Here is a 20,845-nt window from a genome sequence, read left to right on the forward strand (position 1 = left end):
GTCATCCCGACAGGTTGAAATTGCCGTGCTGGCCGTAGACGGACAGCGAAATCATCAGGCAGACAAAGGCGGTGATGATCATCGACGTTCGCACGGAGCGGCCCACCGCCTCCCCCACCCCGGCGGGACCACCGGTCGCGTTGAAGCCGTAGTAGGTGTGCACGACCATCACGCCGGTCGCCATGCTCAGCGCCGCCACGAACGACCACAGCAGGTCGTTGGGGCGCAGGAACGTGGAGAAGTAGTGCTCATAGACGCCGCGGGACTGCCCGTAGACGTAGATGGTGAGCGACTTCGCCGCGACGAACGACATCAACACCGCGACGGCGTACAGCGGGATCACGACCAGGACGCCCGCGATGATCCGCGTCGACGCGAGGTAGGTGATCGCGCGGATGCCCATCACCTCGAGCGCGTCGATCTCCTCGTTGATCCGCATCGCGCCCAGTTGGGCGGTCGCGCCGGCGCCGATCGTCGCCGACAAAGCCAGCCCGGCCGTGCACGGCGCGATCATGCGGACGTTCAGAAACGCCGACAGGAAGCCGGTGAGCGCCTCGACACCGATGTTGGACAGGGTGTCGTAGCCCTGCACCGCGACCAGCGCGCCGGTGGTCAGGGTCAGGAACCCGATGATGCCCACCGTGCCCCCGATGACCGCCAGCGCCCCGGTGCCCATGCCCATCTCGGCGATCAGGCGCAGCAGCTCGCCGGGATAGCGCCGCACCGCGTCGCCGGTGTTCGCCAGGGACCGTCCGTAGAACGCGGTCTGCTCGCCGAGCTTGCGGGTGGCGTCCACCAGCCGGGGACCGAGTTCGGCCAGCCACGACGGCTCGCGGGCGGCGTCGCTCATTTGGCGGTCACCTTGACCCCGAGCGCGGTGCTCAAGATGTTGATGAAGAACAACGCCATGAAGGAGAACACCACGGTCTCGTTCACCGCGTTGCCGACGCCGGTCGGACCGCCGCCGACCGACAGGCCCTTGTAGCAGGCGATCAGGCCGGCCGACAGCCCGAAGAGGGTCGCCTTGATCAGCGAGATCACGACCTGCGGCAACCCCGTGACCAGAGTCATGCCCGCGATGAAGGCCCCGGGTGTGACGTGCTGGACGAAGACCACGAAGAAGTAGCTGCCGACCAGCCCGGTGACGGCGACCACCGAGTACAACAGCACCGCGACGAAGATGGCCGCGAGGATGCGGGGCACCACCAGCGCCTGGATCGGGTTGATCCCGATCACCTTCATCGCGTCGATCTCCTCGCGGATGGTGCGCGCGCCCAGGTCGGCGCACATCGCGGTCGACCCGGCGCCCGAAACGACCATCGCCGTGACGACCGGCCCCACCTGGGTCACCGACGCCAGCCCCGCCCCCGCGCCGGAGAGGTCGCCGGCGCCGATCTCGACCAGCAGGATGTTGAGGACGAACACGATGAGCACCGTGTAGGGGATCGACAGCATGATCGTCGGAAAGATCGACACGCGGGCGACGAACCAAATCTGTTCGAGGATCTCGCGCCAGGCCCACGGCCGGCGCACCACCGTGATCAGCGCTTCGGCGGTGAACAGGAAAAACTCGCCCAGCGCGTTCATGGGCTTGGCAAGGGCCGTGCCGCTCATGACGCGGGCTCAGCCCTGCGCACGTCCGCATACCTCAACGCGTTCCCCAATTTCGCAACACCATTGATCCGTTTGTAATCAGCTGGTCCGACGGTGTGCCGCGCTGTTTACAAACGACCGCGATGTCTCGTTGCGCGCATAGACCACGCGAGGAATTTATTGGCAAAGCGATGAACGACATCAGGTTTGCAATCAACAAGACGAAAATCTGACCCCGTGCTGATGAAGCTGCGACAACGTCGCGCCGACGGGCGGCAAGGTCAGCTGAGCTGGGCTTTGAGGCCGTCGGCCGGAATTAAAGCCCTCGTCCGGGCGGCGCACGCGCACCAGTCGGCCGGCGTCGCACTGCGCCGCATCGCGAGTTCAACACACCCATGCCAGACCTGTTCGACTGCTCGGCGCCGCCGCGACAATTCCGGCTATCGCCACCGCACGCCACGGTTCGGATTACTCGCCGAGAAGGCAAGGGTTGGGTTCAGGATGAGCACAACCGAAATGCCGCGGGGCGCAATTCTTCGGCCGCTCCCGAGGTTGGGTGCGGAATCCGTGATGGGCAATCGGCGCGTCGCGTCGCGCGATACATTTCCCGCGCGGCCCGCTAGTCGCACATCGCCGGACACCTGATTGGGCCCGCCGCGTCCGGCAAAGTCACGAGCGCAGGTCACCGGATCGGCGTCAAGGCAAATGTCTATAGTGGGGCGTATGCAACAGGCCACACAGCCGCGCCCCGACCTCACGTGTCGCACCGCCGCGGACTGTTGTTGTTGTCGCTGATCTCGGCGATTCCTTCCCAGCGCTGAGCGTGTTGCGCGTTTCCCGATCAGGGGAATTGAGACGGGCAACGCCACTGTTCGAAGAAGACGAACCGCCATCGAATCCGACATCCACCGGCAGGCTGACGAGTCCTGTACCGACGCCCAGGAAGACAGATGAGCATTGCTGAGAACGTCACCCAGCTAATCGGAAACACCCCGCTGGTCCGGCTTAACCGGGTCACCGAGGGCGCTGTCGCCGACGTCGTCGCCAAGCTGGAATTCTTCAACCCCGCGAACAGCGTGAAGGACCGGATCGGGGTGGCCATGCTTGACGCGGCCGAAGAGGCCGGTCTGATCAAACCCGACACGATCATTCTCGAGCCCACTAGCGGCAACACCGGCATCGCGCTGGCGATGGTGTGTGCCGCGCGCGGCTATCGGTGTGTGCTGACCATGCCGGAGACGATGAGCACCGAGCGGCGAATGTTGTTGCGCGCGTTCGGCGCCGAGATCGTCCTCACGCCGGGCTCGGAGGGCATGGCCGGCGCGATCGCCAAGGCCGAGGAGCTGGCCAAGAGCGACCAGCGGTACTTCATCCCACAGCAGTTCGAGAACCCGGCCAATCCGGCGATTCACCGCAAGACCACCGCCGAGGAAGTGTGGCGCGACACCGACGGAAAGATCGACTTCTTCGTCTCCGGGGTGGGCACCGGCGGCACCCTTACGGGTGTGGCGCAGGTCGTCAAGGAGCGCAAGCCGTCGGTGAAGTTCGTGGCCGTCGAGCCGGAAGCGTCGCCGGTGCTGTCGGGCGGCCAGAAGGGACCTCACCCCATCCAGGGCATCGGCGCCGGGTTCGTCCCGCCGGTGCTGGACATGGATCTGGTCGACGAGGTCGTCACCGTCGGCAACGATGAGTCGTTCACCATGGCCCGGCGGTTGGCCCGGGAGGAGGGGCTCCTCGTCGGCATCTCCTCAGGAGCGGCCGTCGTCGCCGCTTTGCAGGTCGCCCGGCGGCCAGAGAACGCCGGCAAACTCATCGTCGTGGTGCTGCCCAGCTTCGGGGAGCGGTACCTGAGCACGCCGCTCTTCGCCGACCTGGCGGACTAGCGATGCTCGCGGCGATACGGCAGGACATCCGGGCGGCCCGGGAGCGCGACCCGGCCCGCCCGACCACGCTGGAGGTGATCTTCGCCTATCCCGGCGTACACGCCATTTGGGGCCACCGCATCAGCCACTGGATGTGGAAGCGCGGCTCCCGGGTGGCGGCGCGGACGCTGGCCGAACTCACCCGGATCCTCACCGGCGTCGACATCCACCCCGGCGCCGTCCTCGGCCCCCGCCTCTTCATCGACCACGCAACCGGCGTGGTGATCGGGGAGACGGCCGAGGTCGGCGAGGACGTGATGATCTACCACGGTGTGACCCTCGGCGGCAGCGGCGGCGACACCGGCAAGCGCCATCCCACCATCGGCGACCGCGTGATCATTGGCGCCGGGGCCAAGGTTCTCGGGGCGATCAAGGTCGGTGACGACAGCCGGATCGGCGCGAACGCCGTGGTGGTCAAAGAGGTGCCGTCCAGCGCGGTGGTCGTCGGCGTTCCTGGCCAGGTCATCAGCCGGCACGGCCGCAGCAGCCCGGACGACTCGATGATGCCCGACCTCGTCGGGGTCAGCCTGCAGTCCCTACTGACCCGGGTGTCCAAGCTGGAAGCCGGCACCAACGGTCACGGGGACGGCCGGCAGACGGACCAGGTCATTCGGCCGCCGGAGGCCGGGGTGTGGCACGGCGAAGACTTCTCCATCTGAGCGCCTCGGGGACACTTAAACCCGTTGTGAGCCAAACGGTTACGGGATCTCGGCGACGTCTTACAGTGGTGGCCATGCGGTCGTGCGTGCAGCGGTGTCCCGTCGAGCGGTTTCGCGCCGTCGGCCGTTGTCGTTGATTCCGTGCAGCTCGTTCTCCGTTTGTGCTCTGCTTGCCAATACGAAACGTAGGCCGAGTAGACGGGACTCCGACGCCCCTTCCCGCCACCCCGACCAGGAGGTCGACCACCGTGATCGAAACCATCGCGACCCAGCAGCCTCCCAACGCGAGCCGTCGGCAGGCCAGCCGGGTCCTTGACACCGCGGTGGGGATACTCGTCGGCTGGCGTCGCTGCAGCACGGATGCCGCTTTCCGGGAACTGATCGGCGTCAGCGAGCGGCACGAGGTGCCGATTTTCGCATTGGCCGCCGCGCTGGTGGCCCTGGCGAGCAGGGACGCCGACCGGCCGCCCGCCGACGCCGCGGCCCGGCTCGCCGCCGAGAAGGAATGGGGCCTGACCCACCTGCTCTGACGGTCACGATAGGGCCTCACCCGTCTGTGGGCCATGCGCGCCCCGGCCGCATACAGTTGTCAGTCGCGGCCGTGCATCGGTCCGAGTGAGGGGGATCGACAGTGACCGCTGAGCCCGCCCGCAGAAAGGTCGCGATCGTCACCGGGGCCTCGCAGGGCATGGGGGCCGCGATCGTGGACGCCTACCGCGGACTCGACTACGCGGTCGTGGCCAATTCGCGGTCGATCTCGCCCGCCGACGACCCCGCCGTCGCCGCGGTCGCGGGTGACATCGCCGATCCGGCCACCGCGGATCGCGTCGTGGCGACGGCGCTGGAGCGCTTCGGCCGGGTCGACACGCTGATCAACAACGCGGGCGTCTTCGTCTCGAAGCCGTTCACGGAGTACACCGTGGCCGACTATGAGTTCGTCACCGCGGTGAACCTGGCCGGCTTCTTCCACATCACCCAGCGGGCGATCGCGCAGATGCTCGCCCGGGGCGAGGGCGGCCACGTGATCAACGTGACGACCACACTGGTCGAACACGCCAGCTCCCAGATCCCGGCCGGTCTGGCGGCACTCACCAAGGGCGGGCTGGCGGCGGTCACCAGGTCTCTCGCGATCGAATACGCGTCCCGGCACATTCGCGTCAATGCGATCTCCCCCGGCCACATCGGCACACCCATGCACGCCGACGGCGATTCGTCCGCGCTGGCCGCCATGCATCCGCTCGGCCGGATGGGCACGATCGCCGACATCGTCGCGGGGATCCGTTATCTGGAGGCCGCGACGTTCGTCACCGGGGAGACGCTGCACATCGACGGGGGCCAGAGCGCGGGGCACTGATCGAGTGTTCGACGGCGCGTCTCGGGCGCCCGCGCTAACGGTGGGCCTCGATAACCCTGCCCCGATCCGCCCTCAGGGATACATTTCACCGCATGCGCGTCGCAATTGTGGGTGGTGGCGCCGCCGGCGTGCTCACGGCGGTGCACCTCCGCCGGCGCAAACCCGATGCGCAGATCACGTTGATCGACGCGTCCGGTCGTCCCGGCACCGGTGCCGCATACGGCACCAACGACCCGACGCACCTGCTGAACGTGCCCGCAGCCCGCATGTCCGCGTGGCCGGACGATCCCGATCACTTCTGCCGTTGGCTCGACGAGCGCGCCGTCACGCCGGCCGAGGGCTTTGCGCCGCGTCTCGCTTACGGCCGTTACCTGCAAGAACAACTCGCGGCCGCCGACGTGCGGTTCGAAACGGCGGAGGTCGTGAATTTGGCACCGGGCGACCCGGTGCGCGTGGAACTGAACGACGGGCGGTCGATATCGGCCGACGCTGTTGTGCTCGCATCCGGTCGCCCCGAAGGCGGTATGCCGGACTCACTGGAACGCGCCTTCGCGCCGGTGCTGGAGTCGGGCACCGACGGCAAGGTCGTGGTGGACCCTTGGGCACCCGGCGCACTCACGGCCCTGGCGGCGCGCCGGCCCGCCAACGTGTTGGTGGTCGGTTCGGGTCTGACCGGTGTTGATGTCGCGCTGCATCTCATGGCGCGCGGCGCCACGGTCACGCTGCTGTCGCGTCACGGCGAACTCCCGCGGCGATTCCGCGCCACCGGTGCGCCGACGGAGTTGCCCCACATCGACGCGCTTCCGCCCGAAGTGTCGCTCGAGCAGCTGCGAACCGCGCTGGCCGCAGACCTTGAGCACGCGCGCGAATTCGGGCTGGACTGGCGGCAGGTGATCGACGCGCTACGGCCGAGAACGGCACGGCTGTGGCGCTCGCTGGGGTGGGAAGACCAGCGCCGATTCCTGCGCGAGGACCTGCGGCAGTGGGAGATCCGCCGCCACCGCATGCCGCCCACGATCGCCGACGCGATCTACGCCGCGGTGGACAAGGGGCAGTTGGTCGTCGAGGCGGGTGAGGTCGCGGAAGTGTCGTTGCGCGGCAACGGGGTTGAGCTGGCCGTGACAACGGATGAGCGATCGGTGCGTCGCCATGGTGACGCGGTCGTCGTCGCCACCGGAGCCGCGTGGGATCGACGGGCGCTGCAACGCTCCCCGCTCTGGGCAAGCCTGTTGGCCAACGAGGTCGCGTCGATGCACCCGTGCGGCATAGGCGTACGACTCGACGCGGACGGCCATCTCATCGACGCGGCGGGGGCCGCGGTGCCGAACATCGTGTGCATCGGCTCAATTCGTCAGGGCGAATTGTGGGAAACGACGGCGATTCCGGAGATCCGCGCGCAAGCGGCCGCGATCGCGGAGCTACTCGCCGACGACGCCCGGGGCCGTCCTGTCTCGGCGCCCAGGCTCGTCGTGGCCACGCCGAAATTGTCTGGCGCGCAGGCGTCGTACGCCGAGGGCGTGCGTCGGCTCCTCGCCGTCCAGGACGGCGCGTCCGTCGCCTTCGCCGCCGCGGTCGCCGAAGATCCGCACCACGCGCGCGCCCACGTGGCGCTCGCGATGATCGCCACCGAAAGGCCCGATCGCGCGGGCGGCCCGAACGCGGTCACCGGTCATCTCGCCCGGGCGCGCGCGGCGCTTGCGCACGGAAGCGACGAAGACCGCAGCCATGTCGAGGCCATCGCGACATGGTGCGAAAAGGGAAACGCGGCAGGCACCGACGCGCTCATCGACCATCTCGAACGCGTACCGGACGACGCGGTCGCGCTGCTTGTGCTCGCGCCGTCGATCGCGTTCGCGGGGGCGGGCGACGCGTTGCCGGATGCCTGGCGCTACGTCGAGCAGTTCACCGGCGTACACGGCGAGGCGCCCTGGTATCTGGGCTTGCGCGCCTTCGGCCGAACGGAGCAGGGCCTGTGGTACGACGCGGCCGACCTGGCCGACGCCGCGCTCGAACTCGACCCCGGCAACGGCAATGCGGCGCACGCGCTGGCGCACGTGCATTACGAGACCGACGCCCACAGAGCCGGGCTGAAATGGCTGACGGACTGGATCGCGGGTGACGGCCGCACGCAGCGCTACCTCCCGCACTTTCAGTGGCACGCCGCGCTGCACGAGCTGGCGATAGGCGACGCGGCCGCCGCGGCGCGCCGGTACACGGCGTGCCTCGCGCCGCCGCTCTCGAAGGACGTCCGTTGCCTCGTCGACGCCGGTTCGCTCGCATGGCGGGCACGTCTGCACCCGGATTGGGTCACCCCGCCCGATCCGATCCCGGTGCTCGCCGAGGCCGGTCCGCTCGTCTACGCCCCCCAAACGCCGTTCATCGCATTCCACGCGATGCTCGCGCTGGCCGCCGCCAACGATCCCACCGCGATCCGTGCGATCAATGTGCCGGGGGCAACCGACGAACAAGCCAGGACCCTGCGCCTCATCGGCGAGGGTCTGATCGCGTTGACGGAGGGCCGGCCGCGCCTCGCACTCGACAACCTCCTCGAATCGATCGCCGGGCTTCCGTCGATCGGTGGCAGTCGTGCGCAACAAGAGGTGATCCTCGAAACGGCGCTGGCCGCGATGCTTCAACTCGGTGCGCCGGGACAAGCGGCACGCCTCTTGTCGCGGCATCGCGCGATGCCCGGCAAGGTGGTGACACGCGGCGCCGTCAACTGACGCCGCTCATTCCGTGGGTAGCCAGCCCGTCGCCGGTCGCTCTCGGCGACGGTCGAGTCGTACCCGCGGTCAGAAACCCGGCGAGCCTCAATCGTCGATGTGGAACTGTGGCTGTCCGGCCGGCGTTGGCGCCCACGGCTGCGACGGATCGACCCGGTAACAAGACTTGGTCGGCGGCAGTCGCTTCCACACCCAGCCGCCCTGGTACACGATCAGGGACGTTTCATGGCATCGCTGCCAGGTCCCGTCTGGTGCTGCCGGGCCATCGCAATAGGTGTTCTCCTGATCGACCCCCAAGCACCCCGCGGAAGCCGGCGGTGCCGTAACGATGCCGGCCCCCATCGCAGCTGCGGCGAGGGCCGTGGTCAGCAGTCCCCCGCTGAATTTCATGACCAACGATAAGACGCGGCTGGTCGGTTCGCGACTCCGAACCTGGTTGAGGGCGCAGCAGCCCCGAGTCGTTTGTCAGGGTGTGCAGGGCATACAGATAATCCTCTGACCTTGCTCCCCCGCCTGGACTCGAACCAGGAACCTATCGGTTAACAGCCGAACGCTCTGCCAATTGAGCTACAGGGGACTAACCCGAACGCGGGACGACTCTAGCGTACTGGCATACCCGAGCCCAAGCGCCGCGGGTAGAGGGAATGGCACCGTCCGCCCAGCTAGAGGTATCGGACGCGCGTGCCCCTCCCGGGTGAGGCAGGATGGAGCCATCGATTGTCGGGAGGAACGCTTTGATCGGATATGTCGTGGTGCTCGGAGTGGGTTACGTGCTGGGCTCCAAAGCCGGACGTCGCCGCTATGAGCAGCTCGCCGGCACCTACCGCGCGCTGACCAACAGCCCGGTGGCCAAGTCGGTGATCGAGGGTGGGCGTCGCAAGATCGCCAACCGGATCTCCCCCGACGCCGGGTTCGTGACGGTCGCCGAGATCGACGAGCACACCGCGGTCCAGGAGCGCGCCGGCGACGTGGCCCTCACGCCGTCAGATCGTCGCCGCTAGCCTGCTCGAGCAGGCTGCGCCGGTAGGCCTCCATGGCGACCAGGTCGCCGAATAACGCGTGGTATTCGTCGCCCTGCTCGATCGGCGACATGCGCTGCAGCTTGGATTTCACCTCCGCGATCTGGCGGCCCATCCAGACTTCCTGGAGGCGTGCCAGCACGCCGGCGATGTAGCGAGGCAGCTTCTCGTCGTCGACCGCGACGGCCTCCACGCCGAGCTCGCTGATCAGGCCCGCGGTCAGCTCGGAGGTGGCGCTCTGGCGGACCGCGTCGATCCACTGCGCGCCGGTGACGCCGGTCGACGTGCCGCCGGCGGCCTCGATCGCGGCGCGCACGGCCGCGTACCCCGGGTGGGTGAAGCTCTCGACGGTCAGGGTGTCGAACACCGGCCCGGCGAACGCCGGGTACTGCAGGGCCGACTTGAGGGCCTCACGTTGCGGCCACAGGGTGGGATCCCGCGGGTCGGGACGGCTGGCGGCCGGCCGCTGCGGCGGCGCGTCGCGGCGCTGCGGCGCTGAGCGCTGCGCGGCGGCTCCCGAACCGTTGCGCGTCGGGGTCTTGGCCTTCTTGGAGTGCTCGCGCACCCGGTCGATGACCTGGGCGACGTCGTCCCAGCCAACCCAGCCCGCGAGCTGCCGCGCGTACTCGTCGCGCAGGGTGGGGTCCTTGATCTGCCCGACCATCGGCACACAGCGCCGCAGCGCGGCCACCCTGCCCTCCGCCGTGTCGAGGTCCATCTCGGCGAGCGCGGTGCGAATCGCGAACTCGAACAACGGGGTTCGCCGCGCCACCAGGTCGCGCAGCGCGCCGTCGCCCGACTTGAGCCTCAGGTCGCACGGGTCCATGCCGTCCGGCGCGACCGCGACGAACGACTGACCCGCCAGGTTCTGCTCACCGTCGAACGCCTTGAGCGCGGCGGCGCGTCCGGCCGCGTCGCCGTCGAACACGTAGATCAGTTCGCCGCGGAAGAAGCTGTCGTCCATCATCAGCCGGCGCAGCATCGACAGGTGCTCGTCACCGAAGGCGGTGCCGCACGATGCCACCGCCGTGGTGACCCCGGCCAGGTGCATCGCCATCACGTCGGTGTAGCCCTCGACGACGACGGCCTGATGCCCTTTGGCGATGTCGCGCTTGGCCAGGTCGAGCCCGAACAGCACCGACGACTTCTTGTAGAGCAAGGTCTCGGGCGTGTTGATGTACTTGGCTTCCATCGGGTCGTCGTCGAACAGGCGCCGCGCCCCGAAACCGATCACCTCACCGGCCGACGTGCGGATCGGCCACAGCAGGCGCCGGTGGAAGCGGTCCATCGGGCCGCGGCGGCCCTGGCGTGACAGCCCGGCGGCCTCCAGCTCGTTGAACTCAAAACCCTTGCGCTGCAGATGTTTTGTCAGCGAGTCCCAGCCGGACGGCGCGAAGCCGCAGCCGAAGCGGCGGGCCGCGTCGGCGTCGAAGTTGCGCTCGGTCAGGTACTTACGGGCGGGTGCCGCTTCCGCGGATTCCAGGGCGGCCGCGTAGAACTCGGCCGCGGCGGCGTTCGCCGCGACGAGCCGGCTGCGGCTGCCGCGGTCGCGCTGCACGCTGGTGGCGGGGCCGCTGTAGCTGATGGTGTGGCCGACGCGGTCGGCGAGCAATTCGACCGCCTCGACGAAGCTGGCGTGCTCGATCTTCTGCACGAACGCATACACGTCACCGCCCTCGCCACAGCCGAAGCAGTGGAAGTGGCCGTGGTTCGGGCGGACGTGGAACGACGGCGACTTCTCGTCGTGGAACGGGCACAGGCCCTTCAGCGAGTCGGCGCCGGCGCGCCGCAACTGGACGTAGTCGCCGACGACATCCTCGATGCGGACCTGCTCGCGGATGGCGGCGATGTCGCGATCGGAGATCCGGCCCCGGCCCCCCGAGCGGCCGGGATCCCTTGCACCCGCCGGACTGGACATCGGCTCAGTCTAAGGGCGGACGGTCGCTAGCCGGTGCCGATGACGCCACATGCCACCCGATCCATCGCCTGATCGGTGTCGGTGGCGCCGTGCAGCATCAGCGCGGTCTTCGAGCCGGCCAGCAGGTCGTCCCGGGTGAACGCGTCGGTGGTGGTGACCAGGTAGGCCGAGCCGTCCTGGCGCACCTCGAGGGAGGTCAGATCGCCGCTCTCGGGCTTGCCGGTGTGGCCGGGCGCCTGGTAGTGCTCGCCGGCAGACAAGAAGTTGCCCGGCGCACCGCCGGTCGGCGCGACCGAGTTCGGCTCGCACTTGCCGATCTGGTGGACGTGCATCGCGTGGAACCCGGGTGTGAGGATGCCCCCGGCCACGGTCTTGACGGTGACGGTGACGTACCCGCCGGTGAAGTCGAACGTCGCCGTGGCGGCGTCGCGGCCGTCCGGGGTTTTCAGGTGCGCGGTAAGCGATTCGCCGCCGGGCGATGCGCTGCCGCTGGCCGGCGGCGTGGATTCGGCGCCCTTCACCGGCGGCGTGGTGCCCGGCTGACTGCTCGCGTGCTGAGGTGAATTGCAGGCGGTCGCGGCGACGACGGGAAGCGCCGCCAAGAGAGCGGCCGCACCACTGAATCTCATCATGCCGGGCAGCCTATCCCGGGGCGCTGACGCCGCTTTGGCGGGCGTCGACACGCTCCAGCCGGCCCTCGGTGTACGACGCGATCTGGTCGACCACCACCCGCAACCGGGCGCCGTCGTCTGCCGCGGCGTCGAACGCGGCGGCGAAGATCGGGTCCAATGTGCCGGGCGCCCCGGCGTAGAGCCACTGCGCCACGCGGTGAATGCGTTCGCGCTGGCGGGCCTGGGTGTCGCGGTGCCGCGGGTCGGACATGATGAACTGCAGCGCCAGGATTTTCAGCAGGGCCACCTCGGCGCGGACGACATCGGGGACGTGCAGGTCGGCCCGGTAGCGCACCAACGTATCCGTCGCCGCCGCGCGGGTGGCCGCGATCGCGGCCGACGCGAACCTGCCGACCAGCTCGCTGGTCAGCCGCTTCAGCGCGACCGACGCCGCGAGCGTGGCGTCGTACTTGCCCACCGCCGCCACCACGGGCAGGCCGGACAGCCGCCGGGCGGCGGCCATGAAGTCGTCGGCGCTCACGTGGGGGAACTCGCTCTCACCGAGCTTGGCCAGCGTGGCGACCTCGTCGTCGTCCGCCAGCACCCGCAGGTCGATGCGCTGCGAGACGACGCCGTCCTCGACGTCGTGCACCGAGTAGGCGACATCGTCGGCCCAGTCCATCACCTGCGCCTCGAGGCAGATCCGGTCGGGCGGCGCGCCGCGTCTCACCCAGGCCGCCGGCTCACGGTCCTCCTCATAGAAGCCGAACTTCCGCCTCCCGGTGCTCTTCGTGTTCGGTGGGCAACGCCCGCGTGTCCAGGGATACTTCGTCACCGCGTCCAGCGCGGCGCGCGTCAGGTTCAGGCCGACGCTGTTGCCGTCGGCGTCAAGGACTTTGGGCTCGAGGCTGGTCAGGATCCGGAAGTTCTGGGCGTTGCCCTCGAAGCCGCCGTGGCTCTCGGCGACCTCATCGAGTGCGCGTTCGCCGTTGTGGCCGTAGGGCGGATGCCCGATGTCGTGGGCCAGGCCCGCGAGTTCGACCAGGTCGAGGTCGCAGCCCAGGCCCACCGCCATCCCGCGCCCGATCTGGGCAACCTCGAGCGAATGCGTCAACCGGGTGCGCGGGGTGTCCCCTTCGCGGGGCCCGACGACCTGCGTCTTGTCAGCGAGTCGACGCAGCGCCGCGCTGTGCAGGACGCGCGCGCGGTCGCGGGCGAACTCGGTGCGGTGTTGGTTCTCGGTGCCCGGCAGACCGGCAGCCTTCGGCGCTTCGCGTACCCGTCGCTCACGGTCGAAGTCGTCGTAGGGGTCGTGCTCGTGCGTGTTGTTCACCGCAGCACAGTCTGCCAGGGCGCCCGCACTTGTCGTCACGCCGCGGGCGCTGACGGTGGCCGGGCTAGATTGACGCTATGCGCATCGCTCGCCTGCTCGGGGTGATCCTGACGCTGCTCGGCCCGGGACTGCTGCTGGCGCCGGCGGCAGGCGCCCAACCGCCGTCACGGCTGACCGATTACATCACCGACGACGCGGGCGCGCTTTCGGACTCGGGTCGCGCGGCGGTCAGCTCGGCGCTGGACGAGCTGTACACCCATCGCCACGTCCGGCTCTGGGTGGTCTACGTCCACGACTTCTCGGGCCAAAGCGCGGAGGACTGGGCGAGGCAGGTCCGCCGCATGAGCGACCTGGGTGACTACGACGCGCTGCTGGCCGTGGCCACCACCGCGCGCTCGTACGCCTTCCTGGTGCCCACGGCGGTCAGAAGCGTGAACGCGGCCCAGGTGGATGACCTGCGGCGCAACAAGATCGAACCGGCGCTGCACAACGGCGACTGGGTTGGCGCGGCGGACGCGGCGGCCGACGGGCTCGACCCGCCGAGCAGTTCGTCGGGCCCCGCGTTTCTGCTCGTCGCGCTGGCCGCGATCGCCGTCGCCGTGGTCGTGCTGCTGGTGGTGATGCGCTACCGGCGCCGGCGCCGGCGCGCCGCCGCACTGGCCGCGGCCCGTCGGGTCGACCCCACCGACGTCAACGCGCTCACGGCGGTGCCGCTAGAGGCGCTCGACGACCTCTCGCGCTCGATGGTGGTCGACGTCGACAACGCGGTGCGCACCAGCTCCAACGAACTCGACCTGGCGGTCGCCGAGTTCGGTGACCAGCGGACCCAACCGTTCACGCAGGCCGTCAACAACGCCAAAGCCGCTCTGTCACAAGCCTTTACGGTGCGTCAACAGCTCGACGACGACGCGCCCGAGGCACCGGCGCAGCGCCGCGAACTGCTTACCCGGGTGATCGTGTCGGCCGCGCGGGCGGACCGCGAACTCGAGTCGCAGACCGAAGCCTTCGAGCAGCTGCGGGACCTGGTGCTCAACGCGCCGTCGCGGCTCGACGGTCTGACGCAGCAGTACGTGGAACTGACGTCCCGCATCGACCCGGCGGCCGAGCGGCTGACCGAGCTGCACAACGAATTCGACTCGACCGCACTGGCTTCGGTGTCCGGCAACGTCGCGGCCGCCAAGGAGCGGCTGGCCTTCGCCGACCGCAACATCGGCGTTGCCCGCGAGCGGTCCGGTCAGGCGGTGAGTGGGCAGCAGACCGCGCTGGTGGACGCCTTCCGCGCCGCCGAGTCGGCGCTCGGTCAGGCGCGGGCGCTGCTCGACGCGGTGGACAACGCCGCTGCCGACATCCGGCACGCCGTCGACGCCCTGCCGTCCCTGCTGGCCGACGTCGACGCCGGAGTCGCGCGGGCGGACGGTCTGCTCAAGCAGGCGCAGAACGCGAGGTCGTCCCACAGCGGCGAGTTGGCGTCGGCCCGAGAGGCGGCCGCCCACGCGGTCGACGGCGCGCGCGCCAGGGGGTCCGCCGACCCGCTCGGCGCCTTCGCAAACCTGACCAAGGCCGACGCCGACCTGAACCGGGTGATGGCGGAGCTAGCCGAGGAACAGGCGAGCGCCGAGCGGCTCCGGCGCTCGTACGAGCAGGCCGTGTTCACGGCCGAGTCCCGGGTGCGCGCCGTGTCCGACTACATCGACACCCGCCGCGGCAGCGTCGGCCCGGAGGCCCGGACCAGGCTCGGCGAGGCCACCCGGCACCTCCAGGCCGCGCGGGACAAGGGGACGAGCGATCCGGGCGAGGCGATAGCGCACGCCAACGCGGCGTCGACGCTGGCCGCTCAGGCGCAGTCGCTGGCCAACGCCGACGTGCAGTCGGCCCAGCAGGCCTATGCCGGGCGCGGCGGGAGCGACACGGGGGCCATGCTCGGCGGCATCATCATCGGTGACCTGCTGAGCGGCGGCATGCGCGGCGGGTTCGGCGGTTGGAGCCCGACGTCGTTCGGCGGCTCGGCCGGGGGCTCGTCCGGCGGCGGCCTGATGGGTGGCGGCGGCCGCTTCTGAGCGGTCCAGATACGTCATGCCCCCGGGTACGAGTACCCGGGGGCATGACGTTGCTTACGCGAGGTGCGGGCGGGCGCGCCGCCCGTACCTTGCTAGGCCCAGCTGGAGCCGACGGCGCTGTCGGTGCTCGACATGTTGTTGCCCGCCGTCTGCACCTTCTGGCCGTGAGCGTTGGCCTGCTCGTAGATCACCTGGAAGTTACGACCCAGCTGGGTGATGAACTCCTGGCAAGCCACCGAACCGGCGCCACCCCAGAAGTCACCGGCAGCCAGCACATCGCGAACGATGGCCTGGTGCTCGGCCTCCAACGAGGCGGCCTGGGCGCGAATCGTCGCGCCGTGGGCGTCGACGTCGCCGAACTGGTAGTTAATCGTCATGGTTTACGTCCTCTCAAAGTTTGAATGTCTGGGAAAGTTGGCCGGCGACTAGCTGCCGAGGATCTGCTGCGAAGCCTGCTCTTGCTGCTCGTAGTTGTTGGCGTCGCGGATCAGGCCGTCGCGCACCCCGTGCAGCATGTTGACGATGTTGCGGAAGGCCTGGTTGACCTGCCCCATCGTGTCGTAGGAGGTCGCCTGGGCCTGGCCGCTCCAGCCGGCACCGGCGATGTTCATCGACGACGCCCACATCTTGCGGGCCTCGTCCTCAACGGTCTGGGCGTGGACCTCGAAGCGGCCCGCCATCGCCCGCATCGAGTGCGGGTCGGTCATAAAACGTGTTGCCATGTCGGCTGTTCCCTTCTGGTTAATTACTTGGACTTGACATACAGATTGAGTCTTGATGCCCGGCGTCGGGGCCTGACCAGCCGCCGGTCATGTGCGCATCACCGACAGTCCTCATCCCCTTTCTCAACCGGCCGCCGGGGAATGCGGTACCACCTTGCTCGTGCGCGGCAGGTCGAAGCGCGGTTCGGCCTCGCCTTCCCACGCACTCCATTGGGCTTGCTCGCCCCACTCGGCTTGCTCGCCCCATTGGGCCTGCTCGGCCCATTCGTCCATCCCCTCGGCTGGTTCCGTGGAAATCAGGCCGGGGATCGGCTGGTCTGCGACGTTGGTGCCCTCGTCCGTGTCGGTTGCCCAGTGGTCGTAGTCGTCGGGCGGGACGGCCACGCCCCAGGTCAGCGGGACGGACAGCCCGCCCAGCATCCCCGATTCACCCCGAACCGCCGACACCGAATCGTCCGGCAACGGCGAACCGAGAGGTAATAGCACGTTGCCCCCTTCCGCAACCGGTTTGGAACACTCGGCTCAGCGGCGACAAATAACCACCGAGCACTCGAATCGTAAGCCAATGCCGAAGACAATATCGAGGAATCACCGATTTTCGCTTGGTTCGGCGGTAGCCTTCCGTCCCCGGGCTCGATTCCCCGGGTGTGGGGCCGGGCGCGAAGACCTGGCACCGATCGGGCGGGCCCGGCCGCACCAACGATCTGTCGACTGGAAATCCCTTGTGCGTCAGGGTGATCCCACGCAGGACGACGTTAGGTAGGTCACCTGCGTACACCGGGAATGGCGGGTCGGCGGCATTCGGGTCGCCATCAAGGACCGAGATTCCGTTCTCGCCGATCCGAAAAATGCCGTCGCTTGCGGGCAGAAAATTTCTTGATCGACGGCCGAAAACACGCCAATGGCGCGGGTGACACCGTGCTCTCCCGGTTTGCCATCCGCGCCATGACGTTAGTCAAGCCGCTTGACCTGCTGTTATCCGACCCCGGTGCGCGGGACCACGCTGGGCCGATTCTGCACCACGTGCGGGCTCGCTCCGCCGCGACCGAGCATGCCACCGGGCGCGCCGCCGGCGCCCATGCCGCCCATCGGCATCGGCATCATCGGCATGCCGCCGCCCATCGGCGCGCCGGCGGCTGCCGCGGCGCCGCCGGGCATCTCGCCCAGACCCGACATCGCGGCGCTGACCATCTTGGCCGGGGCCGATCCCTGCCAGGTCGGCGGAACGGACATGGCGCCCACCAGGCGCGCCTTGCCGAGGCCGGCCGCGGCGTCGCCCAGGCCACCGACGCCTCCGCCTCCCATGCCCTTGGGCAAGCCGGCCGGAGCGACGTTGTCGACGAACTTGGGTACGGCGGCGGCCGTGTTGGCGCCGGCCAGCGAGGCCGAGTTCGAGGCGCCCATGCCGGCCTGCGCGGCCATCATGATCGGCGAGATGGCCATGCTGCCCGCCTGTATCGCGGGTGAGGCCACCGATTGGAGGGTGGAAATCGGCAGCGCGTTGGCCAGCGCGGAAACCCCCGCCACGGCGGGCTCGACCCCGGCCTCGACGGCGCCCAGCGGAGCAGCGAGCCCTGCCGTCGCCGTAGAAGCCAGCGTCCCGGCCTGCGCGGCGAGCCCCGTCAGCGGATCCGCCAGGCCCGCCAGACTCAGCGGCGGCAGGCTGAACGCCGGCAGCGCCGAGGCAACCGTCAGCGCCCCGGTGTGATAGCCGAACATCGCGGCCACGTCCTGGGCCCAAAACTCCATGTATTCGAATTCGGTCGCGAAGATCGCGGGCGTGTTCTGGCCGAGGATGTTGGTCGCGATCAGGGCCATCAGCTGAGTGCGGTTCGCGGTGACCAGGGCCGTCGGGATGGTCGCAATCTGCGCCACCTCGAACGAGGACGCCGCCGTCCGTGCCTGGGCACCGGCCGCCTCGGCCTGAGCCGCCGCGGCGCTCAGCCACCCGATGTACGGCGTCGCGGCGGCTGCCATCGCCACCGAGGCGGGGCCCGCCCACGGGCCGCTGGTCAGGGCCGAGACCACTGACTGAAACGACGAGGCCGCCCCCGCCAGATCGGCCGCCAATCCGTCCCAGGCCGACGCCGCAGCGTGCAACGGTCCGGATCCCGCGCCCGCGTACATCAGCGCGGAGTTGATCTCCGGCGGGAACCACGGAAAGGAAGGAAACGTCACAGGCCCACACCTCCAGCCGCGTCAGCGGCTTCGACTCTCACTCGGCACGCGCGACAACGGACGTATTCCGCGCCACAACAGGATCGTAAGCCAATCCCGCCACGAAAAGTGATGCTTTCACCAAATCATTATGCCCGTCCCGGGTCGAGACTGCGGCACGAAAGAACGCACCTCAGTCAGCCGTCCGCGGCGACGTCCAAAACCCGCGCTGAGCAGGCCTTTCCATCGCCCCGACCAACCGGCGCCCATGCGCTCGTCCGCATCCCGGTGCGTCACCCCGCCCCGGGCGGCCGTCCGAAAGTGCGAAAGGCCGAATTTTCGCTGGCGCCCGACGACGTCAGCAGCCCTTGAGCCGCTGGGCCAGGTAGTCGGCGACCCCGCCCATCGGGACCCGTTCCTGGGTCATCTTGTCGCGCTCGCGCACGGTGACCGCATTGTCCTCGAGCGAGTCGAAGTCCACCGTCACGCAGAACGGCGTCCCGACCTCGTCCTGGCGCCGGTAGCGCCGACCGATCGCGCCGGCGTCGTCGAAGTCGATGTTCCACGATCCGCGCAATTCGGCCGCCAGGTCGCGGGCCTTGGGACTCAGGTCGGCGTGCCGGGACAGCGGCAGCACGGCGGCCTTGACCGGCGCCAGCCGCGGGTCCAGCCGGAGCACCGTTCGCTTGTCCACGCCCCCCTTGGCGTTCGGGGCTTCGTCCTCGGTGTAGGCATCGATCATGAACGCCATGAACGAACGGGTGAGGCCCGCCGCCGGCTCGATGACGTACGGCACGTAGCGGGTGTCGGTGGCCTGGTCGTAGTACGACAGGTCGGCGCCGGAATGCTTTGCGTGCGTGGACAAGTCGAAGTCCGTCCGGTTCGCCACACCCTCCAGTTCACCCCACGGGTTGCCGGCGAAGCCGAACTTGTATTCGATGTCGACCGTCCGGTCGGAGTAGTGCGACAGCTTCTCGGGCAGGTGTTCGAACAGCCTCAGGTTCTGCGGATCGATGCCGAGGTCGACGTACCACTGGTGCCGGGTGTCGATCCAGTACTGGTGCCACTCCTTGGCGGTCGACGGCTCGACGAAGAACTCCATCTCCATCTGCTCGAATTCGCGGGTGCGGAAGATGAAGTTGCCCGGCGTGATCTCGTTGCGGAAACTCTTGCCGATCTGCCCGATCCCGAACGGCGGCTTCTTGCGCGCCGTCGTGACGATGTTGGCGAAGTTGACGAAGATGCCCTGCGCGGTCTCGGGGCGCAGATAGTGCAACCCCTCCTCGGTCTCGATGGGCCCGAGGTACGTCTTGAGCATCATGTTGAACTCGCGCGGCTCGGTCCACTGACCCTTGGTGCCGCAGTCGGGACAGACGATCTCCGTCATCGGCACGGAGTCGGGATCGTCGATGCCCTTCTTGGCCGCGTACGCCTCCTGCAGGTGGTCCTGACGATGCCGGTGATGGCAGTTCAAGCACTCGACGAGCGGGTCGTGGAACACCTCGACGTGGCCCGAGGCCACCCACACCTGGCGCGGCAGGATGATCGACGAGTCGATCCCCACGACGTCGTCGCGGCCATTCACCACGGAACGCCACCATTGGCGTTTGATGTTCTCCTTCAACTCCACGCCCAGCGGGCCGTAGTCCCACGCCGACCGCGTGCCCCCGTAGATCTCGCCCGACGGGAAGACGAACCCCCGCCGTTTGGCCAGGTTCACTACGGTGTCGATGACGGACGCCACGGCGTGGTGCACTCCTTTGACTTTGGGGTTGAGCCTTCGGGGGTCGAGGGGCCGGACATGCGCGGCGGGCATAGCAGCGCGCGGAGCACCAGTCATGGTAACGATCGGCGTCGCGGTCTTTGACATGCGTCATCACGCATGTGACAGTGGAGGTCGGGCCGACGGCTACCGCTGACGGCCAGCGATCCCCCTACCTGGCACTTTCGAGGTGACGGTCTCTCTCCCATGGCGATGTCCTCCTCCGTGCCCGCTTCGGCGCCGTCCTCCCTGGGCGTCCTGAGCCCCGACGTGACTCACGCACACGACGCCGCGGGCCCGCGCGAGCGGTACGCGGAACCGCCGCCACGCGAGATCCTCGACGCCGCCGGCGAGCTGCTGCGAGCGCTGGCCGCGCCCGTGCGCATCGCGATCGTCCTGCAACTGCGCGAGTCGCAGCGCTGCGTGCACGAGCTCGTCGACGCGCTGGGCGTGCCGCAACCGCTGGTCAGCCAGCACCTGAAGATTTTGAAGGCGGCCGGCGTGGTCGCCGGGGAGCGGTCCGGCCGCGAGGTGCTGTACCGGCTCGCCGACCACCATCTGGCGAACATCGTGGTGGACGCCGTCGCGCACGCCGGCGAGGACGCTTCATGACGGCCAGCGTCCGCGCCACCCGGCAGCGGGCGGCCATCTCCACACTGCTGGAGACGCTCGACGATTTCCGCTCGGCCCAGGAACTGCACGACGAACTCCGCCGGCGCGGCGAGAACATCGGCCTGACCACCGTGTACCGGACGCTGCAATCGATGGCGACCGCGGGCCTGGTCGACACGCTGCGCACCGACACCGGCGAGTCGGTGTACCGGAGGTGCTCGGAACACCATCACCACCATCTGGTCTGCCGGGTCTGCGGCTCCGCCGTCGAGGTGGGCGATCACGAGGTCGAGGAATGGGCCGCGCAAGTGGCCGCCAAGCACGGCTTCTCCGACGTCAGCCACACCATCGAGATCTTCGGCACCTGCTCGCAGTGCGGGTCCTGACCGGCCGGAAACGGCGC

Annotated in this window: 20 protein-coding genes and 1 tRNA gene; 9 read left to right on the top strand and 12 right to left on the bottom strand. The window is 69.0% G+C overall.

Annotated features, from left to right (window positions below):
• Position 1: 1 nt before the first annotated feature.
• Positions 2-850, bottom strand: a complete 849-nt coding sequence (locus GPY60_RS12980; RefSeq protein WP_156688081.1) for an ABC transporter permease — start codon at positions 848-850, stop codon at positions 2-4.
• A complete protein-coding gene (locus tag GPY60_RS12985; protein WP_156688082.1) occupies positions 847-1,614 on the bottom strand; it encodes an MlaE family ABC transporter permease in 768 nt (255 codons plus the stop codon). Before GPY60_RS12985 ends, GPY60_RS12980 begins: the two co-directional genes overlap by 4 nt.
• Positions 1,615-2,543: 929 nt before the next feature.
• Here GPY60_RS12985 and cysK point away from each other — a divergent pair.
• From cysK to GPY60_RS13010, 5 genes are all read left to right on the top strand, one after another.
• The gene (cysK, locus tag GPY60_RS12990; RefSeq protein ID WP_156688083.1) at positions 2,544-3,476 is read left to right on the top strand and encodes a cysteine synthase A; all 933 of its coding nucleotides are present in this window, start codon (positions 2,544-2,546) and stop codon (positions 3,474-3,476) included.
• A gap of 2 nt (positions 3,477-3,478) precedes the next feature.
• Positions 3,479-4,174 carry a serine O-acetyltransferase gene (gene cysE / locus GPY60_RS12995; RefSeq protein ID WP_156688084.1) on the top strand — a complete coding sequence of 232 codons (696 nt, stop codon included), beginning with the start codon at positions 3,479-3,481 and terminating at the stop codon, positions 4,172-4,174.
• Between the two features lie 248 nt (positions 4,175-4,422).
• Positions 4,423-4,704 (top strand): ANTAR domain-containing protein, encoded by a 282-nt coding sequence (locus tag GPY60_RS13000; protein WP_231639635.1) that lies wholly within the window; start codon positions 4,423-4,425, stop codon positions 4,702-4,704.
• A 101-nt stretch (positions 4,705-4,805) separates the two neighbouring features.
• Positions 4,806-5,528 carry an SDR family NAD(P)-dependent oxidoreductase gene (locus GPY60_RS13005; protein ID WP_255457235.1) on the top strand — a complete coding sequence of 241 codons (723 nt, stop codon included), beginning with the start codon at positions 4,806-4,808 and terminating at the stop codon, positions 5,526-5,528.
• A 92-nt stretch (positions 5,529-5,620) separates the two neighbouring features.
• Positions 5,621-8,251 (top strand): FAD/NAD(P)-binding protein, encoded by a 2,631-nt coding sequence (locus GPY60_RS13010; protein ID WP_156688085.1) that lies wholly within the window; start codon positions 5,621-5,623, stop codon positions 8,249-8,251.
• Positions 8,252-8,338: 87 nt separating this feature from the next.
• Here GPY60_RS13010 and GPY60_RS27830 read toward each other — a convergent pair whose 3' ends face one another.
• Together GPY60_RS27830 and GPY60_RS13015 are read right to left on the bottom strand one after the other, a co-directional pair.
• The gene (locus GPY60_RS27830) at positions 8,339-8,641 is read right to left on the bottom strand and encodes a CDGP domain-containing protein (protein WP_444850857.1); all 303 of its coding nucleotides are present in this window, start codon (positions 8,639-8,641) and stop codon (positions 8,339-8,341) included.
• Between the two features lie 114 nt (positions 8,642-8,755).
• A tRNA-Asn gene (locus GPY60_RS13015) sits at positions 8,756-8,828 on the bottom strand.
• Positions 8,829-8,985: 157 nt separating this feature from the next.
• Here GPY60_RS13015 and GPY60_RS13020 point away from each other — a divergent pair.
• Positions 8,986-9,252, top strand: coding sequence for a hypothetical protein (locus GPY60_RS13020; RefSeq protein WP_156688086.1), 267 nt, complete (start codon positions 8,986-8,988; stop codon positions 9,250-9,252).
• Here GPY60_RS13020 and dnaG read toward each other — a convergent pair.
• The 3 genes from dnaG to GPY60_RS13035 are packed head-to-tail and all read right to left on the bottom strand — an operon-like array spanning position 9,227 to position 13,132.
• Complete coding sequence (gene dnaG / locus GPY60_RS13025; protein WP_156688087.1) at positions 9,227-11,188, bottom strand: DNA primase; 1,962 nt, start codon at positions 11,186-11,188, stop codon at positions 9,227-9,229. The genes GPY60_RS13020 and dnaG overlap by 26 nt on opposite strands.
• A gap of 26 nt (positions 11,189-11,214) precedes the next feature.
• Positions 11,215-11,820, bottom strand: coding sequence for a superoxide dismutase[Cu-Zn] (sodC, locus tag GPY60_RS13030; protein WP_156688088.1), 606 nt, complete (start codon positions 11,818-11,820; stop codon positions 11,215-11,217).
• Between the two features lie 10 nt (positions 11,821-11,830).
• Positions 11,831-13,132 (bottom strand): deoxyguanosinetriphosphate triphosphohydrolase, encoded by a 1,302-nt coding sequence (locus GPY60_RS13035; RefSeq protein WP_156688089.1) that lies wholly within the window; start codon positions 13,130-13,132, stop codon positions 11,831-11,833.
• Between the two features lie 77 nt (positions 13,133-13,209).
• On the opposite strand from GPY60_RS13035, the gene GPY60_RS13040 reads away from it, so the two are divergent.
• Positions 13,210-15,189: a TPM domain-containing protein gene (locus tag GPY60_RS13040; protein WP_156688090.1), complete on the top strand. Its 1,980-nt coding sequence runs from the start codon at positions 13,210-13,212 to the stop codon at positions 15,187-15,189.
• 92 nt (positions 15,190-15,281) lie between these two features.
• Here the strand turns inward: GPY60_RS13040 and GPY60_RS13045 are convergent, their stop codons facing one another.
• The 5 genes from GPY60_RS13045 to GPY60_RS13065 form a co-directional block, all read right to left on the bottom strand.
• Positions 15,282-15,566, bottom strand: a complete 285-nt coding sequence (locus GPY60_RS13045; protein ID WP_156686980.1) for a WXG100 family type VII secretion target — start codon at positions 15,564-15,566, stop codon at positions 15,282-15,284.
• Positions 15,567-15,614: 48 nt separating this feature from the next.
• Positions 15,615-15,911, bottom strand: a complete 297-nt coding sequence (locus tag GPY60_RS13050; protein WP_156688091.1) for a WXG100 family type VII secretion target — start codon at positions 15,909-15,911, stop codon at positions 15,615-15,617.
• Between the two features lie 123 nt (positions 15,912-16,034).
• Positions 16,035-16,397, bottom strand: coding sequence for a hypothetical protein (locus GPY60_RS13055; RefSeq protein ID WP_231639636.1), 363 nt, complete (start codon positions 16,395-16,397; stop codon positions 16,035-16,037).
• A 489-nt stretch (positions 16,398-16,886) separates the two neighbouring features.
• Complete coding sequence (locus GPY60_RS13060; protein WP_255457236.1) at positions 16,887-18,089, bottom strand: PPE family protein; 1,203 nt, start codon at positions 18,087-18,089, stop codon at positions 16,887-16,889.
• Between the two features lie 337 nt (positions 18,090-18,426).
• Positions 18,427-19,824 (bottom strand): glycine--tRNA ligase, encoded by a 1,398-nt coding sequence (locus GPY60_RS13065; protein ID WP_197283658.1) that lies wholly within the window; start codon positions 19,822-19,824, stop codon positions 18,427-18,429.
• A gap of 213 nt (positions 19,825-20,037) precedes the next feature.
• Between GPY60_RS13065 and GPY60_RS13070 the strand changes: the two genes are divergently transcribed.
• On the top strand, positions 20,038-20,442 hold the full coding sequence (locus tag GPY60_RS13070; RefSeq protein WP_156688093.1) for an ArsR/SmtB family transcription factor: 405 nt from the start codon (positions 20,038-20,040) through the stop codon (positions 20,440-20,442).
• Positions 20,439-20,828 carry a Fur family transcriptional regulator gene (locus GPY60_RS13075; protein WP_156688094.1) on the top strand — a complete coding sequence of 130 codons (390 nt, stop codon included), beginning with the start codon at positions 20,439-20,441 and terminating at the stop codon, positions 20,826-20,828. Before GPY60_RS13070 ends, GPY60_RS13075 begins: the two co-directional genes overlap by 4 nt.
• Positions 20,829-20,845 lie beyond the last annotated feature (17 nt).

Origin of the sequence: Mycobacterium sp. Marseille-P9652 (genome assembly GCF_902652685.1) — a bacterium.
Lineage (GTDB): Bacteria > Actinomycetota > Actinomycetes > Mycobacteriales > Mycobacteriaceae > Mycobacterium.